We start from the raw sequence: 16,511 nt of genomic DNA, 5'->3' as shown, positions 1-16,511 counted from the left end.
TCATCACGCATTAAAATACATTGATGCTATTTATAGAGACCTTTGCACGAGATCATAAACAAGTAAAAATGGCTAAAATTTCACTGCTTTTCGTTCTAAAACTTGTCAATAGCTAGCTATTAACTGCGTTTCAGGCCTTAAGTAGTAAAAATTTTCGCTCATTTTTCTTTTGCCCATGACTCGTGCAAAGGTCTCTTATAATAAATTCATTATCATTCAATCATAAAATAATAATATTCTTATCTATTTTATCGATAAATAACCCATAAGTAATAAAAAAGCACCCTAAGGTGCTTTATGCCACAATTAAATAAACGCTAAGCAGGCTACTTGTCTTCTTTACCGCTAATTGAAACATGGTAATGCGGATCTTCAGAAACATTTACTTCAATTAAATCTTTGGCATTTTCTAAAAGCACTTGGCATTCAGGACTTAAATGCTTAAGAGTTAATCTTTTACCTGCTTTTAAATACTTTTTGGTTAAGTTATTAATCGCCTCAATACCAGTATGGTCGTACACTCGAGAATGCATAAAATCAATCTTTACACAATCGGGATCATTTTTTGGGTCAAACATATCTATAAAATTTTGTGCCGATGCAAAAAATAACGGACCTTGCACTTTATACGTTTTAATTACCTTACCATCAATTTCTTCGGTTTTTTCTTCCAAAATAACGCGCTGTGCGTGCTGCCAAGCAAATACCAAAGCCGCCACAATCACACCCACAATAACCGCTATCGCTAAATCATACATAACGGTAAGAACGGTTACTAAAACCATAACAAAGGCATCCATTTTGGTCATGCCGCGCATAATATTCCAGCTTGACCAATTAAATGTGGCAATCACCACAAAAAACATTAACCCAACCAAAGCCCCAATGGGTACCATTTCAATCCAAGAGGAAGCGATTAAGACAATCACTAATAACCCAAGCGCGGCTGAAATACCTGACAATCGTCCAGTACCACCTGAATTTACGTTAATCATTGATTGGCCAATTAATGCACAACCACCCATTGTTCCAAATGCACCAGCTGTACAGTTTGCAGCCCCTAATGCAATACACTCTTTATTAGCCTTACCACGTGTTTCAGTAATATCATCAATTAATGTCATGGTTAATAAAGATTCAACCGAACCAACAATGGTTAAAATTACGGCATATGGCAATACAATCCACAATGTTTGCAGTGACCAAAAACCATCAGGCAACGTTGTAAACCAGCTTAACCCCTGAAAACCACCTTCAACACCATCGCCATAAATAAGCGATTCTAAAGTTCCAGATACCGAAGCTTTGTCACCAACTGTAACCGCATTAATATCAAAAAAGACCACCGCCAAAGAAACCAACACTATAGCAGCTAAAGCAGATGGGACTGCTTTGGTAATTTTAGGTAACAAATAAATTATCGCTAAAGTCGCAACAATAATCATAATCATAATATTTAAGCTGTCACCGCTCAACCAAGCACCAGAAGCATCTTTAAACTGCGTAAATTGCGCAAACAATATAATAAGCGCTAAACCATTTACAAAGCCAAGCATAACCGAACTGGGCACCATTCTAATAAACCGCCCCCACTTCATTAAGCCTATAAATATTTGCATTAACCCCATTATAATGACGGCTAAAAACAGAAAGTGAACGCCATGTTCCATGACTAAATGCATCATCACAACGGCTAAAGAACCCGCAGCGGCTGTAATCATCCCTGGGCGACCACCAAAAATTGCCGTAATCATTCCCACAATAATCGCGGCATAAAGGCCAACTAAAGGATGTACACCGGCAACAAATGAAAATGCCACCGCTTCTGGCACCAGTGCTAATGCAACCGTAATACCAGAAAGCGTGTCATTTTTATAAGTTCGCCAATGAAAAGACTGACTTGGACTGTCCATAAAAACTCCTAAAATTTAATGTGTGCAAATTCTATCAAAAAGACAGTACAATTGTCGGATATTCAACGCCTTAGTTGGCCAACTTACTTGTGTAAGAGAGATAGAGGATAATTTTTATGTGGATTCACCATATTGGCGAAATCGCCATGGGATTTTTTGTACTACTGATTTTGATTCATTTTGGTTTACATTTTCTTTTTAAATATCAAAAAAAGAAAAAAGATAGTCAACAGAAACAAAGTTAAGAATTTTTAACACCACTCAATGCATGACTACTACTGTAAAAACTTATAGAATAAGCGTTTTTACATAAAACACGGATATACCATGTCTAGCGAAACCTACCTTTCAACTTCAGCATTAAGTAAAAAAGAAAACATTAGTACTAAAGAGCTTTTTAGCTTACTTGAAAAAGCACAATGGATACAAAAAGCCAATGACTCCTGGGAATTAACAGATTTAGGCATTTCCCAAGGTGGCCGTTACCAAGAAAGTAAACGGTTTGGTAAATACATTGTATGGCCAGAGAACTTTTCAAGCGTAACTGCACAACCTCAACAAACAGCTCCCCTACAAGAATCACAATTAACATCTAAAACCATTGGTCAACACTTCCAAATCTCAGCTAACAAGACAAATCAAATCCTCTCTGAACTTGGCTGGATTAAAAAAGCTCTAAAAGGTTGGCAAGCAACAGCACAAGGTCTTAAATTAAAAGCAATTCAATCGGAGGACTATCGCTCTGGTATTCCCTATGTTCGTTGGCCGCAAGCAATTATTGAAAATAAATCTCTAATAGAGACTATTGAACAATTGAAAGGTAATAACAAAGAACCAAGTTCATTAGAAGAAACCAAAAAAGAATTTAGAGATAAGTTCAAAGCCACTCACAGAACAACAGATGGTCACATGGTACGTTCAAAAGCAGAAATGCTTATAGATAATTGGCTATATATGGCAGAAATTGTACATGCCTATGAAAGAAAACTTCCGATAGAAGAAGATGTGTATTCTGATTTTTATATACCAGCAGGAAAGGTCTATATTGAATACTGGGGGCTTGAAGATCAACCAAAATATTTAGAGAGAAAAAAGAAAAAAATAGAAATTTATAAAAAATATGGTTTTAACTTAATTGAACTAAAAGATTATGAAGTTCAGAATTTAGATGACCACCTACCAAAACTACTTTTAAAATACGGTGTTCAAGCTTATTAAAATTAAGAGTTAATGAAAAAAACGGGGGTCTGATACCATTATTTTTGTAAGGTATTTAGAAAGTCATCTATCAGCTTTTTTCTTAACTCAAAATTCATTCCTTTATGCGCACTAAGTAAGTTTTTTAATGGTGAAAATACCCCGCCATCAAGTCCATTTGTGGTGGTTGGGATTTGAAGCCGTTTGCGTTTTTGATAGGTAAATATAAATGCTATATTTGTTTTCAAACTTCGATAAGCGGATCTTACTCTACGATGTTTATAACTCCATCGATTTGAATGCTCATGAAATGTTTTTTCTTTTAAAAATGCTTCGTGTTTTGAAAACCATTCTTCCAACATTTCTTTAAATAAATCTTCGTCAACATATTGAATATATCCAGCGATTTCTTTTAAATCTTTTGCAGGTATTAGCTTGGGATTTTTTGTTAAATAACGGGTGATAGTCGCCTGTATGTGGAATAAACATAATTGAACAGGAATTCCTTCAAACGCTTGAATTAAGCCTCTTCGTCCATCGAGTACGACACCTTTTATATTGAATCCTTGATCCTCTAATTCTTGTTTTAAAACGATGTAATCTTGAATTGTTTCTGTTTGAATATAACGCCAGCAGAGTACCTTAGATGTGATGGCATCTTTAAACACAAGTACGCCAAACTTATCGATGCGTTTACCAAAAAAAGTCGCATCTGCAATGAGGATGATGTCACTTGGAATTGCGGTTGCTTTTGTTGGGGTATATTGTGAAATCCATGACCGAATAGTGGGGATGCTTACTTTGTATTTATCGGCCAAACATTGAAGTGTCTGTCTTTGATAGAAGTATTCCTTAAAGACTTTATCGATGTGTTTTTTAGGCTTTCGTTTGAGCTGGAATTTTGATTGGCAGACGTGACAAAAGTAACGCTGGATACCGTTACGCTTGCCTGCCTTTTTGGTTCTATTTGAGGTGCATTTAGGGCATTTTTTCGCAAACTTTTAAAACTCATTTTAAAACTTTACCTAAAAACCCTTTATTTTAAACAGGTTACATCTAAAAACAGACCCCTATTTTTTTCATTAACTCAAAATTAAATATAAACGCAATTTACCAGGCCTGGTATGCCCTGTGACCTGGATCGCAATGTAAACAGAAGATAAATTGCGTTTTTAATACCATTAATACTTAGAAATAACTATTGAATTACTCTGCAAAATAAGAGCAGCAGTAATCAGCAATATTATTCACTTTAATACCAAACTTAGAGTTTGCTGGTACATCAAAACTGGTACCATTTGGAATGGCTTTCCAGTTTGTTTCACCTGGTAATAATACTTCTACATCACCAGATTGCATTTCCATATTTTCTGCTAATTCCGTCCCAAATTCATATTCACCAGGCATCATAATACCTAATGTTTTTTTAGAGCCATCAGCAAATAAAACAGTACGGCTTGTTACTTTACCGTCAAAGTACACAGACGCTTCTTTTAATACGGTTACATTTTCAAATTTAGACATAATTATTCTCTTATTTTAAAACTAAAATCGGCCGAATTATAGCAAACAAGATTACAGCAATTCTATTTTAATCTTGGTTTATAAAAGACCGTTATTTGATGATTTATTTTCTAACGTGGTTTTCACCAATAAATTCAATTTGGTAGCCATCAGGATCTTCAGCAAATGCAATAATGGTATCACCCCCGTTCATAGGCCCAGCTTCGCGAATAATTTTACCGCCGCCATTTTTAACCGCTTCGGCAGCTTTATACACATCAGGGACTTCAATAGCAATGTGTCCGTAAGCATTGCCTAAATCATACGATTCTGTTCCCCAATTATAGGTTAACTCCAAAACAGTATTTTCATCTTCATTGCCGTAACCTAAAAACGCTAAGGTAAATTCCCCTTTTGGGTATTCTTTTTGGCGTAATAACTGCATGCCCATTACTTCTGTGTAAAACGCAATGGATTTTTCTAAATTGCCAACTCGTAACATGGTGTGTAATAAACGCATGAGGTTTCCTTTTTATTTTTTATAAATTTCAAACAGGTAAATACCATAATTTACAATGGTTCTTTTGTCCATTTTAATGCAATCAAAAATGCTACTATCACCATAATCACACTTAAACCATAAGCCAATGGTGCTCCGCCGTATGTCCAGGTGTAACCTGCCAACAACATCCCTAAAGCTCCGCCCAAACCATGGCTTGATGCAGCAAATATTGCTTGGCCTTTACCGTGATTATTGCCCTTAAAATAAGTATCAATTAAATAAATGGCGGCGGCATGAAACAAACCAAAACTGGCCGCGTGTAACAACTGAGCAAATAACATCCAAAAAACAGAATCGGCCAGTGAACCAATTAATGCCCAACGAATTATCGTTAAACCAATACTGAGTAAAATTAGCATACGAATTTTATAGCGCCTAAAAATTTGGCTCATCCAAAAAAATACCGCAATTTCAGCTAATACACCTAATGCCCACAATAATGAAATAATGGTTTTTTCATAACCTAATCCCGATAACTGAATGGTATAAAACGCATAATAAGCACCATGCGATAACTGCACTAAAAAGCTTACTATCAATAAACTCAAAACTTCAGGACGTTTTATTATTTGCATAAAGCCGTGACTTTCACCGTCATGTGGTTGACGCTTACCATCTTTGACTAAATAGCTACTGCCCCAAACAACCAATAATATAAGCAATAAATCTATTGGCACCCATTTGACTGAAAAGTGTTCTATTTGCCAACCAATGGCAACCACCGCCGTAATAAACCCAATGGAACCCCATAATCGGATTTGCCCGTAACGATGCTTATCTTTTTTGCCTAAACAGTTAAACGTGTACGACTCAAACTGCGGTAATGAAGAGTGCCAAAAAAAACTAAATACCATTAAGGTAAAAAATACCGCCCAATAGCTTTGAAACACAATTAAACCAATTGACGCTATTGCTGCTAATACTGTCGCTAACCGTACCCAGTAAATTGATTTACCATTGCGGTCTGCTAACCACCCCCAAATATTGGGGGCAATCACTTTGGTAAACATCATAATGCCAAGTAATTGCCCAATTTCTATGGCGGTAAAATGCAATGACTGCAAGTAATACCCCATATAAGGCACAGTGGTACCCAATACCGCAAAGTACAAAAAATAATGAAATGACAACTGTTTATAAGCTGTTTGATAGGAACAATTTTTCATATTGTTTTTACGACTAAACTCACTGTAGTATTTAGCTATCTATATTAAGTAGATATTGTGCCAGTATTGTAAAAAATTAACCACGAAGGCACAGAGACACGAAGGTTAAAAAATAAGTTTAGATTTTCTAATGCTTTGTATTTTCGTAGTTAAATTTTTTATCTATCTTAAAACAGGTTTACCCAAATATTTTTACCAGGCCTGGTAAATGGCTCTATTTAATATGTATGAAAGATGGTTAAAATGATAATTTAAGCCAAATAAATGTTAAATAAGGCATAAATAAAAACGGAGTATAAGATTTAGAAAATTAGACGTCACCCGCTTAGTGAAAACAAAATTAATTATTTGTTATCACATGCAATGTTTATTCGTTTAAAACTATAACCCACAATTAAGCTTTGTGTTTATGGCTAATTAAAACGGCAAACACCTAAGTTCCCCTTGTAATAAATGGTGCAAAGTTCTTAGCGTAGAGAACGGTTAAACAATCTCGACTGTTCGAAGCTGGGCTTGCTCAGCAAGTTGCGAGATTGTCAGTGAACAGCTTAGAACTTGCCCATTTATGGAGCGGGGTTTGTTTTTTGGTTACTTTTTGCCAAACTGCAAAAAGTAACGGGAAGCCTGAGTGAAGAAAACAAGGCAAAGTTATTTGATTAAAAAGGCTTCTCAACTTCTGTAAAAAGATTATGTTAAAAGCCCCTTACTCCGCTTTGGGTTTTACAGCCATTACTTTATTTATAACGAGCCTATTTATATGGCCTACAGCTAATTACATTACTGACCCGCGTGTGCTAAATCCATAATAGGTGCAATCACATCGCCGTTTTGTGCTCGGTTACGCATAAAATGGTCTAGTAACACAATGGCCATCTGCGCTTCGGCAATAGGTGTAGCTCTAATACCAACGCAAGGGTCGTGACGACCTTTAGTGACCATATCAACCGCTTCACCATCGGCATTGATACTTTTGCCTGGTGTCATAATACTTGAAGTCGGTTTTAAGGCGATATGCGCCACAATATCTTGGCCAGTTGAAATACCACCCAAAATACCACCAGAGTGGTTTGAATCAAATCCTTTTGGTGACATTTCATCACGGTGCTCTGTTCCACGTTGTGCCGCCACAGCAAAACCATCGCCAATTTCAATGCCTTTTACCGCATTTATGCTCATTAAAGCGTGGGCTAAATCGGCATCTAAACGGTCAAATACTGGCTCACCTAACCCAACCGGTACATTTTTAGCCACAATGGTAATTTTGGCACCCACTGAATCTTTTTGTTTAAGCAGGTTATCCATGTATTCACGAATTTCTTCACTCTTTTCTGGATTTGGGCAAAAGTATTCATTTGAGTTGTCAAATGGCCAGGTTACGTTTTCTACCGTTATTGGCCCAAGCTGTGAAAGATAGCCTTTTACTTCAACACCCAAACGCTCTTTTAAATACTTTTTAGCCACCGCACCAGCTGCTACTCGCATTGCGGTTTCACGTGCTGATGAACGCCCGCCACCACGGTAATCACGAAAACCGTATTTTTGGGTATAGGTGTAATCGGCATGTGACGGTCTAAAGGTTTGTGCCACTTTTGAATAATCTTGAGAGCGCTGGTCTTTATTGTGAATAATCATACCAATTGGTGTGCCTGTGGTTTTGCCTTCAAACACGCCAGATAAGATTTGCACTTCATCGTCTTCACGACGTGCCGTAGCATGTTTTGATGTACCAGGCTTTCTGCGATCAAGCTCTACTTGAATATCCGCTTCACAAAGTTCCAGGCCTGGTGGGCAACCATCAATAATACAACCCAACGCCAAACCGTGACTTTCGCCAAAGGTGGTGACTCTAAAATTTTGACCTAAAGTATTACCAGACATAAACCTGTTCTCAATATTCGTTATAATCGGACTATTCTACCTAAAAACCGCTTAAATTGCATTTTCACAGCGTTGAGTTTTAAATTGAGTAACCCCAAAATGACACAATTAAATTGGCAATACCCCAACCCTTTTATTTACCAACATATCGTTAGCCAAGATGACTTAGATTTTTTAGGCCATGTGAATAATAAAAGCTATTTGGCTTGGATAGAAAAAGTGGCTTGGGAACACGCAAAATCCGTTGGCATAAACCATGAAAAACAGCGTGAATTAAACCGTATTATGGCGGTGTATGAAAATGCTATGCAATATAAAGCGAGTTGTTATTTAGGCGATATATTGCATATTGCAACGTGGGTGGGCGAACAACAAGGCTGTTGTTTAAGAAAACGTGAATTTCAGATAATAAGAGAACAAGATTTTAAAACTGTATTTACGGCACAAGCCACTTATGTGTGTATTGATTTAGCCAATCATAAACCCAAGAAAATACCTAAAGCGTTTATAGAACCTTATCAAATATAAGAATAGGTATTCATTCTAAACTAAGATTCCGCTCTTACTAAAAAACCAACGACTTTACGAACCATAGGTGCAACAAAAATCACTATAGGAAACGCCACAACAAACGCCATTATCCAAGCTTTCATCCACATATGTAAAAAGTGTGGTGGAATACCAACGTTAAAAAAAGTGATAACTGCTGACATTAAAAACGACATAAAAAGAGCCATAAAAAAGGCAAATAAAATCGAATGGTATTTTGGATGGAACATGTAAATCTCTTTGTGGTTATTAAATTTGTCAAACACCAAAAGCACAAAATCCAAGTTTGCTTTTAGCAAACTTGGATAATACAGAATTGAATACAATCTGGCTATTAAAGTTAAACAAATTTATTTATTTTTTAACACCTTCAATATTTAAATCTAATTCTACAAATGCAGAAGCAGGCCCTAAGTTTTTAGTAATATTGTAATCCGCTAATTTAATTTTGGTACTACCACTAAAACCTGAGCGATAACCACCCCATGGATCTTTGCCTTCACCAATTTTATGGGCATTAATAGTAATGGCTTTAGTCACACCGTTTAACGTAAAATTACCATTCACTTTCATATTGGCGTCAGTACCTGTAATAGACGTACTTACAAAAGTCGATTTAGGGTGTTTATCTACATTTAAAAAGTCAGCACTACGCAAATGTTTATCACGCTCAGCATGGTTACTGTTTACACTGTTGGTATCAATTGTAATGTTGATTTTGCTGTTTGCTAAGTTCTCTTTATCGTAAACATAATTACCTGAAAAATTATTAAAACGCCCAGTTAACCAGCTGTATCCTAAATGTTGAATTTTAAAATTAATAGATGCATGCATGCCTTTGGTATCAACAACATAATCTACAGGTGCTGAAACGGCTAAACCAGAAACGGATAATAAAGCGGCTGATAAAAAAAGTTGCTTAATTCTTGTCATAATATTTACTCCAAATTTGTGTTTGTTATGGTTTTTAGTTACTTTGAGGTTTAAACATACGTTTTAAAGTATTATTTTTATTTACAAAATGATGTTTTAAAGCGGCTAAAGCATGCAGTAAAACTAAGCCTATTAAGGTAAAAGCAATCCATTCATGAATCTCTCCTGCTCTGTCAGCTTGATCAGCAATTGGCTCAAAAATGGCGGGGATTTCAAACCAATTAAAGACATAAACTGAATGAGATTCAGCCGTTGAAATCAAATAACCACTTAACCCTAAAGCAAATATTAAAAAATACAGAACCAAATGTACGGTTTTAGCAACTGCATTCAATTTAGGCGTGTCTTCTAAAGGCTCTGGCTTGGGGTTAAATGCGTTCCAAATCAGTCTAGCCAACATGGCCGCAACCAAAATCACACCAATCGACTTATGAATATTAGGTGCGGTGTGGTACCAGGTAGAATAGTAATCTAATGAAACCATCCACAACCCTAAAGCAAACATTGCCAATACACCAATGGCAATAGTCCAATGAAAAGCAATGGACACCCAACCGTATGATTTTGTATTGTTTATGAATTGCATTAGCGTACTCTTGCTTCAAAATATATTGTTTTCTTGAGCACAGTTTACAAAGAATTAACGTGACAAAAAACAACCAAAACAACAAAAGACCATTGCCTAAATAAGAACAATAATTAATAAGATTTGAAATAATGAAATATTAACAAAGAATAAATTTACCAGGCCTGGTATAGCCTGTAACGCTTTAAAGAATATAAGAGCGTAAGATTAGATTAGATCAAAATAAGAATTACCAGGCCTGGTATCTCCTGCGCCATATCTGCTATATAGGCACAGAATAAAATGAACTAATAATATTCGTATAAAGGCTGTTCTTCTTGAGGTTGCACAGACCAAGACTTAAGTAATGAACGTGAATGAATGTCTTGAATAGGCCTAGCATTTTCACCCATAACTTGTTTTAGTTGTTCAATCTGTTCAAACGAAGCTTCAATTGGATTTTTAAACACCATCCAATAAACACCTTCAGAACAAGGTGGCGTAGTTAAGGAACCACTGTATTTATAAAAATCGGTATTGCCAGGTATAAACATCATAGGGTTAATACTCGCTCCTCTATGAACTTCTTGTTTACCAATCTCTCTAGGCAAATTATCCAGCAGCGTTTGCACTTCAGGATTGGCTTCACCCTCTTTAAATATCATGGCCAAAACGGCTAAATTACCGTCGCCATCCTTATGAACTAAATGCACTTCCATTGGGTAGTTAAAGCCATTTATTTGATGTTCGCTTGGTGTATGAAAATGAAATTGCAATAATTCATAACGATGCCCGCCAATCTCAATATAGCTTCCTAACGGATAATTAACCTGCACGGTATGGCCGTTATTAATGATTTTAAGTGGCACATCTTGATAACGAATATCTAACTGTGGCAAACCATTTGTACCCACCCCTTCTTTATCATTTAAATTAATGGGCGACTGGTTTTTACCTATCTTGCATTGAATATTATCTGCAGATAAATCACCCCAATGCTCTGGACCCTCATCCCCTGTATAAGACCAATGTGCATTATGGTTATCTGCATGAACTGACTTGCTATTTGTTTTTTGAGTTGGTTGATTTGTGTCTAAGACAACAGGTGCTGGATTATGAGTAGTTGGAGCATGCTCTATTACAGGAGTTGTTGAAGTATTTACAGAAGAGGTTTGTGAACTTTTAATCCCTGATTTTGCTTTTAACTCTGCACCTAAATCAACCAATGGAGTTTTAGATTTAGTAGGACCGTGATCTTCGGACATTGCAGGCAAAGAACATAAACTCATTGCCACAATCAATGACTTTAAAAAAGGGTGCTTCATAAGGTACTCCAAGTGCTCAAACTGACAATAAATTGCTATTAAAATTAATATTGGAAGTAAGTAGCAATAAATTTGCCAGGCCTGGTATAACCACAAAGAATTAACAAAATAAATATTAAATTTTCGGTTAGAACTTAGTTAATCAGAAAGCCAAACAAAATAGAGTAACAATTAAACTACTCTTTCATCGAGTATGTCTTGAAACAATTCTAATTCATGTTTTTGAATAGCAAACACCCCTTCGCCACCATGTTCAAACTCAAACCAATACAAAGGCAGTTCAGGATATTCTTGTTCTAGAAAATATTGAGAAACCCCCACTTCTACCATTAACACACCATCTTCTTTTAAGTATTTAGGCGCTTCGGCTAAAATTTTGCGTACTAAGTCTAAACCATCATGTCCAGCGGCCAAACCAAGTTCAGGTTCTTGCTTAAACTCTTCTGGCAAAGCACCCATTTCAATCTCATCCACATAAGGCGGGTTTGAAACAATTAAATCGTATTTTTTACCTTCTAAAGCTGAATATAAATCCGATTGAATCGCATGCGCAAAATCATTTAAACCATATTGTTCAATATTAAGTTGTGCGACTTCTAAAGCCTCGGGCGATATATCCACCAAATCGACTTCGGCATTTGGAAACGCTTTAAGAGACGCAATACCAATACAACCACTGCCAGTGCATAAATCTAATACACGGGTAACGTTTTCTGGCTCTTCTATCCAGGGCGAATAGTTTTTGGCAATTAACTCTGCAATAGGCGAACGCGGTACCAGTGTGTTTTCATTAACAATAAAACGTAACCCAGAAAACCAAGCCTCGCCTGTTAAATAAGCGGCAGGTTTTCGGGTTTCGATACGGCGTTGAAACAGCTCAGTAACAGTATGCTTTTCTTGCGATGTTAATCTCGCTTTCCAGTAATTTTCTGGAATTTCAAAGGGCAAATTAAGCGCATAGAATACTAAAACACGGGCTTCATCAAAGGCATTATCTGTACCGTGACCAAAAAACAAATTAGCCTGTTTAAATAAAGTACCACCCCAACGTACAAAATCTAATACGTTTTCTAAGCCTTCGCTTTGATAGTTAATTTTGCTCATAATATCTTCCCTAAATGAGGTTACTGGCCACGGTGTTATTAAGTATGGCGTTACTTGCCTTGCTAAGCATTCGGTTTTTTAGCGTGTTTAGGTCTAAACCCTTTAACAAAACTGTCGTCTGTTTCTAGGTAAGGGCCTTCAATTAAATCAACACAATAAGGTACAGCAGGAAAAACAGCCTCTAAACATTCACCAATTGCAGAAGGTTTACCTGGTAAATTAATAATTAAACAACTACCACGTGTACCCGCTATTTGGCGTGACAATATCGCGGTTGGCACATATTTTAACGAGACTGCACGCATTTGCTCAGCAAAACCATCTAAAATCTTATCGCACACGTTTTCGGTCGCTTCTGGGGTAACATCACGTTTTGCTGGGCCTGTACCACCGGTGGTTAAAATCAAGCCGCAACCGTGGTTATCCACCATATCGATTAAGGTCGCTTCAATAACCTCTTGTTCATCTGCAATGATCTTAGCAACAGGTGACCATGAGTTTGTTAAAGCCTTAGTCATCCATTCTTGCATGGCTGGCCCACCTAAGTCTTCATATTCGCCTCGACTTGCTCTGTCGGAAACCGTTACAAACCCTATTTTAATTTCGTTATTTTGCATCTTTCGCTCTTGAATCTCTAAATTTATGTCCACATATAATACCGTATTATTCCTACTTTTAAAGTTTCAACGCCGAGACATAAGCAAAAAGATATGACAGACAAAACCAACAACAATGAATTACTAGACCAAACTGAAGTGGATGTAACAAACTCAACAAATGATGAGTTTGATCATTCAACGTCAAAACACGAAGTTGTTTTTGACGAGGCTGCAGACATTGAACTTATTGATGAAGAAGATGATGACTTTGAAGATAGCAATGTGAATGATGAAATTGATGAAGAACAAATCAAAATCGAAGTGAATGAAGCCTTGGCAAAAAAGCTAATTCAAACCGCTAATGCGGTACTTGAAGGCGAACATATTGTGCATAATCCTGGCAGTATTTTTGGTCAATTAGCCAAACCTGAGCTCACCATTCCGCGTGAAATCTTTTTGTTACCTGTAAAAGAACGTCCGTTTTTTCCTGGTCAACAGTTACCTGTTTTGCTAAATAAAGAAAGCTGGGGCGAAACCTACGAGGCGATTAAAGCAGGCAAATGTAAATACATTGGTATTATTTTTGTTAATACCGAAGACCATGACAAAGCCGAACCTAGCGACTTTTGTAAAATGGGTACGCTGGTCAAAATTCATGATCCAAAGGTTAAAGAAGATTACATTCAGTTAATTGCTGAAGGTGTGCAGCGTTTTGAAATTGACCAATGGATTTCTGGCAAAGCCCCTTATCGTGCTTTAGTGAATTATCCAAAAGACGTGATTGATGGTTCCGATAAAGAGTTTAAGGCGTATGGTTTAGCCATTATGAATGCCTTTAGAGAACTGTTGCCTTTAAACCCTTTATACAGCGAAGAATTAAAGTATTTCTTAAACCGTTACAGTGCCAGTGAACCTTCTCAATTAGCCGATTTTGCTGCTGGCTTAACCACCGCTGAAAACGAAAAACTACAAGATGTACTTGAGACCTTAAATCTGTCTGAAAGAATGGAAAAGGTACTGGCGTTATTTAAGCACGAGATTGAAGTCACTAAACTACAGTTTAATATTCGTGAACGAGTCGAAGAAAACCTATCGGATCATCAACGTGATTTCTTTTTACGCCAACAACTCAATGAAATTCAAAAAGAATTGGGCATGGTTAAGGACGATCAAACCTTAGATACTGATCGTTTTAGAGAACGTATTGAAAAATTAGCGTTATCAGAAGAAGCCACAAAAAAAGCCGAAGAAGAACTCAGCAAACTCAATTTATTAGACCCACAATCGCCAGAATATAATGTGGCGCGTAACTGGTTAGATTGGCTAACGCAGTTACCTTGGGGCAAACACAGCAAAGACCTATTAGATTTAAAGCGCGCTAAAAAAGTGCTTGATAAAGGTCACGATGGTTTAGAAGATGTTAAAGATCGTATTCTTGAATTTTTAGCCGTTGGTTCATTAAAAGGTGAAGTGGCAGGTTCCATTATTTGTTTAGTTGGCCCTCCAGGTGTGGGTAAGACCTCTATTGGGCGTTCTATTGCCGAATCTTTAGGGCGAAAATTCTATCGTTTCTCGGTAGGTGGAATGCGTGACGAAGCTGAGATTAAAGGTCATCGACGAACTTACATTGGTGCTATGCCAGGTAAATTTGTGCAAGCGTTAAAAGACTGCCAAACCGCCAACCCTGTCATTATGTTAGATGAAGTCGATAAAATTGGAGCCTCTTTCCAAGGTGATCCAGCGTCAGCACTATTAGAAGTATTAGATCCAGAGCAAAACTATGAGTTTATGGATCACTTTATGGACGTGCGTTTTGATTTATCAAAAGCGCTATTTGTCTGTACAGCCAACACTTTAGATTCCATTCCAGGCCCTTTATTAGACCGTATGGAAATTATTCGTCTATCTGGCTACATTACTGAAGAAAAAGTACAAATTGCTAAACATCATCTATGGCCAGCTTTATTAAAAGAAGCGGGATTAACCCGAGAACAAGTACAAATTACTCCTGCAGCCATTCGCCATGTTATTGAGGGATATGCTCGTGAATCGGGTGTACGAAACCTTAAAAAACAGTTGGCTAAATTGGTACGTAAACTGGCCTTTAAATTTGTGACAACGGATTTACAAACCACCAAAATTCACGTAAATGAACTGGAAGAAATGTTGGGACAACCACGTTTTGTACCAGAGAAAGTCAATCAACAAATTGGTACCGTAACAGGGTTAGCTTGGACTTCTATGGGCGGCGCAACTCTAACCATTGAAGCCAGTCGTGTGCATACTCTAAACCGTGGTTTTAAGTTATCAGGCCAATTGGGTGATGTGATGCAAGAATCGGCGGGTATTGCTTACAGTTTTATCTCTTCTAATTTAGAGAAATACAAAGCAGATCCAGAATTTTTTGACAAGGCCTTTGTGCATTTACATGTACCTGATGGCGCAACACCAAAAGATGGACCAAGTGCGGGCGTAACTATGGCAACCGCCCTACTGTCATTAGCACGCGATGAGCCGATAAAAACGGCTTTAGCCATGACCGGTGAACTGAGTTTAACAGGCCTGGTATTGCCCGTTGGTGGTATTAGAGAAAAAGTCATTGCGGCACGCCGTATTGGCATTAAAGAGTTAATTTTGCCAGAGGATAATCGCAAAGATTATCAAGAATTACCTGACTATTTACAAGAAGGTATGACCGTACATTTTGCCAAACACTTTGATGAAGTTGCGCGTATTACTTTTAATATTCGCAGCAAGTCATTGGCGTTAAAAACCTACTTGGCAAATAAACCTGTGGCAGAAGATATTAATACACAACACTAAACAAGTTGTTTGATTGCCTGTGTAAATACCCTGTTTTTACAATGATGTAAATACGGGGTTTTCTTTTTTATTCTATGCTCACAAACATTTATTGGCCACAGCACATGCCAGGCCTGGTATCTCTTTTGACCAACTAAAATCTAAAATTGTATAAACATAGAAATCAAATTCGTCATTATCGGGCTTGACCCGATAATCTTTTAAGAAAATAACAGATTCCCGTGTCAAGCACGGGAATGACAACTGTTTGTATATTTAGTATTAAACAACTAATAAAATAATTTACCCAATGCTCACTAAATTTAAGTGTGTTTTATGCTGTATAAGCACCGAAAAAAATCAAAAGTTGAATATTTTTCTTAGCTTTTGAGAAGCCCTTTTTAATATTTATAAC

14 protein-coding genes and 1 pseudogene are annotated in these 16,511 nt (G+C 37.0%); 3 read left to right on the top strand and 12 right to left on the bottom strand.

Features of this window, described 5'->3' with window-relative positions:
- Positions 1-326: 326 nt before the first annotated feature.
- Entirely contained in the window at positions 327-1,913 is a 1,587-nt protein-coding gene (locus ACYQ0E_RS04790; RefSeq protein ID WP_460187105.1) for a SulP family inorganic anion transporter, read from the bottom strand.
- Positions 1,914-2,240: 327 nt separating this feature from the next.
- Here ACYQ0E_RS04790 and ACYQ0E_RS04785 point away from each other — a divergent pair, with 327 nt between their 5' ends.
- Entirely contained in the window at positions 2,241-3,131 is an 891-nt protein-coding gene (locus ACYQ0E_RS04785; RefSeq protein WP_460187104.1) for a hypothetical protein, read from the top strand.
- 38 nt (positions 3,132-3,169) lie between these two features.
- On the opposite strand, the pseudogene ACYQ0E_RS04780 reads toward ACYQ0E_RS04785, so the two are convergent.
- The 5 genes and pseudogenes from ACYQ0E_RS04780 to aroC all read right to left on the bottom strand — a co-directional run.
- Positions 3,170-4,087: pseudogene (locus ACYQ0E_RS04780) on the bottom strand (IS256 family transposase, variant Zn-binding type); the annotation flags it as partial.
- Positions 4,088-4,316: 229 nt separating this feature from the next.
- Positions 4,317-4,634, bottom strand: a complete 318-nt coding sequence (gene ppnP, locus ACYQ0E_RS04775; RefSeq protein ID WP_460187103.1) for a pyrimidine/purine nucleoside phosphorylase — start codon at positions 4,632-4,634, stop codon at positions 4,317-4,319.
- A gap of 103 nt (positions 4,635-4,737) precedes the next feature.
- Positions 4,738-5,133 carry a lactoylglutathione lyase gene (gloA, locus tag ACYQ0E_RS04770; RefSeq protein ID WP_460187102.1) on the bottom strand — a complete coding sequence of 132 codons (396 nt, stop codon included), beginning with the start codon at positions 5,131-5,133 and terminating at the stop codon, positions 4,738-4,740.
- Positions 5,134-5,183: 50 nt separating this feature from the next.
- The gene (locus ACYQ0E_RS04765) at positions 5,184-6,341 is read right to left on the bottom strand and encodes an MFS transporter (RefSeq protein ID WP_460187101.1); all 1,158 of its coding nucleotides are present in this window, start codon (positions 6,339-6,341) and stop codon (positions 5,184-5,186) included.
- A 777-nt stretch (positions 6,342-7,118) separates the two neighbouring features.
- A complete protein-coding gene (gene aroC / locus ACYQ0E_RS04760) occupies positions 7,119-8,219 on the bottom strand; it encodes a chorismate synthase (RefSeq protein WP_460187100.1) in 1,101 nt (366 codons plus the stop codon).
- Between the two features lie 99 nt (positions 8,220-8,318).
- On the opposite strand from aroC, the gene ACYQ0E_RS04755 reads away from it, so the two are divergent.
- The gene (locus ACYQ0E_RS04755; protein ID WP_460187099.1) at positions 8,319-8,747 is read left to right on the top strand and encodes an acyl-CoA thioesterase; all 429 of its coding nucleotides are present in this window, start codon (positions 8,319-8,321) and stop codon (positions 8,745-8,747) included.
- A 20-nt stretch (positions 8,748-8,767) separates the two neighbouring features.
- On the opposite strand, the gene ACYQ0E_RS04750 is transcribed toward ACYQ0E_RS04755, so the two are convergent.
- From ACYQ0E_RS04750 to mog, 6 genes are all read right to left on the bottom strand, one after another.
- Entirely contained in the window at positions 8,768-8,998 is a 231-nt protein-coding gene (locus ACYQ0E_RS04750; protein WP_460187098.1) for a DUF2798 domain-containing protein, read from the bottom strand.
- Between the two features lie 124 nt (positions 8,999-9,122).
- Positions 9,123-9,701, bottom strand: a complete 579-nt coding sequence (locus ACYQ0E_RS04745; RefSeq protein ID WP_460187097.1) for a YceI family protein — start codon at positions 9,699-9,701, stop codon at positions 9,123-9,125.
- A 34-nt stretch (positions 9,702-9,735) separates the two neighbouring features.
- On the bottom strand, positions 9,736-10,287 hold the full coding sequence (locus tag ACYQ0E_RS04740) for a cytochrome b (protein WP_460187096.1): 552 nt from the start codon (positions 10,285-10,287) through the stop codon (positions 9,736-9,738).
- A gap of 287 nt (positions 10,288-10,574) precedes the next feature.
- On the bottom strand, positions 10,575-11,591 hold the full coding sequence (locus ACYQ0E_RS04735) for a carbonic anhydrase (protein ID WP_460187095.1): 1,017 nt from the start codon (positions 11,589-11,591) through the stop codon (positions 10,575-10,577).
- A gap of 171 nt (positions 11,592-11,762) precedes the next feature.
- Entirely contained in the window at positions 11,763-12,695 is a 933-nt protein-coding gene (gene prmB, locus ACYQ0E_RS04730; RefSeq protein WP_460187094.1) for a 50S ribosomal protein L3 N(5)-glutamine methyltransferase, read from the bottom strand.
- A 62-nt stretch (positions 12,696-12,757) separates the two neighbouring features.
- Positions 12,758-13,312 (bottom strand): molybdopterin adenylyltransferase, encoded by a 555-nt coding sequence (mog, locus tag ACYQ0E_RS04725; RefSeq protein WP_460187093.1) that lies wholly within the window; start codon positions 13,310-13,312, stop codon positions 12,758-12,760.
- Positions 13,313-13,405: 93 nt separating this feature from the next.
- Between mog and lon the strand changes: the two genes are divergently transcribed.
- Positions 13,406-16,117: an endopeptidase La gene (gene lon / locus ACYQ0E_RS04720; RefSeq protein WP_460187092.1), complete on the top strand. Its 2,712-nt coding sequence runs from the start codon at positions 13,406-13,408 to the stop codon at positions 16,115-16,117.
- Positions 16,118-16,511: the final 394 nt, after the last annotated feature.

The sequence above is a fragment of the Thiomicrorhabdus hydrogeniphila genome (assembly GCF_054656895.1).
This window is presented reverse-complemented; position numbering and strand designations above follow the sequence as displayed.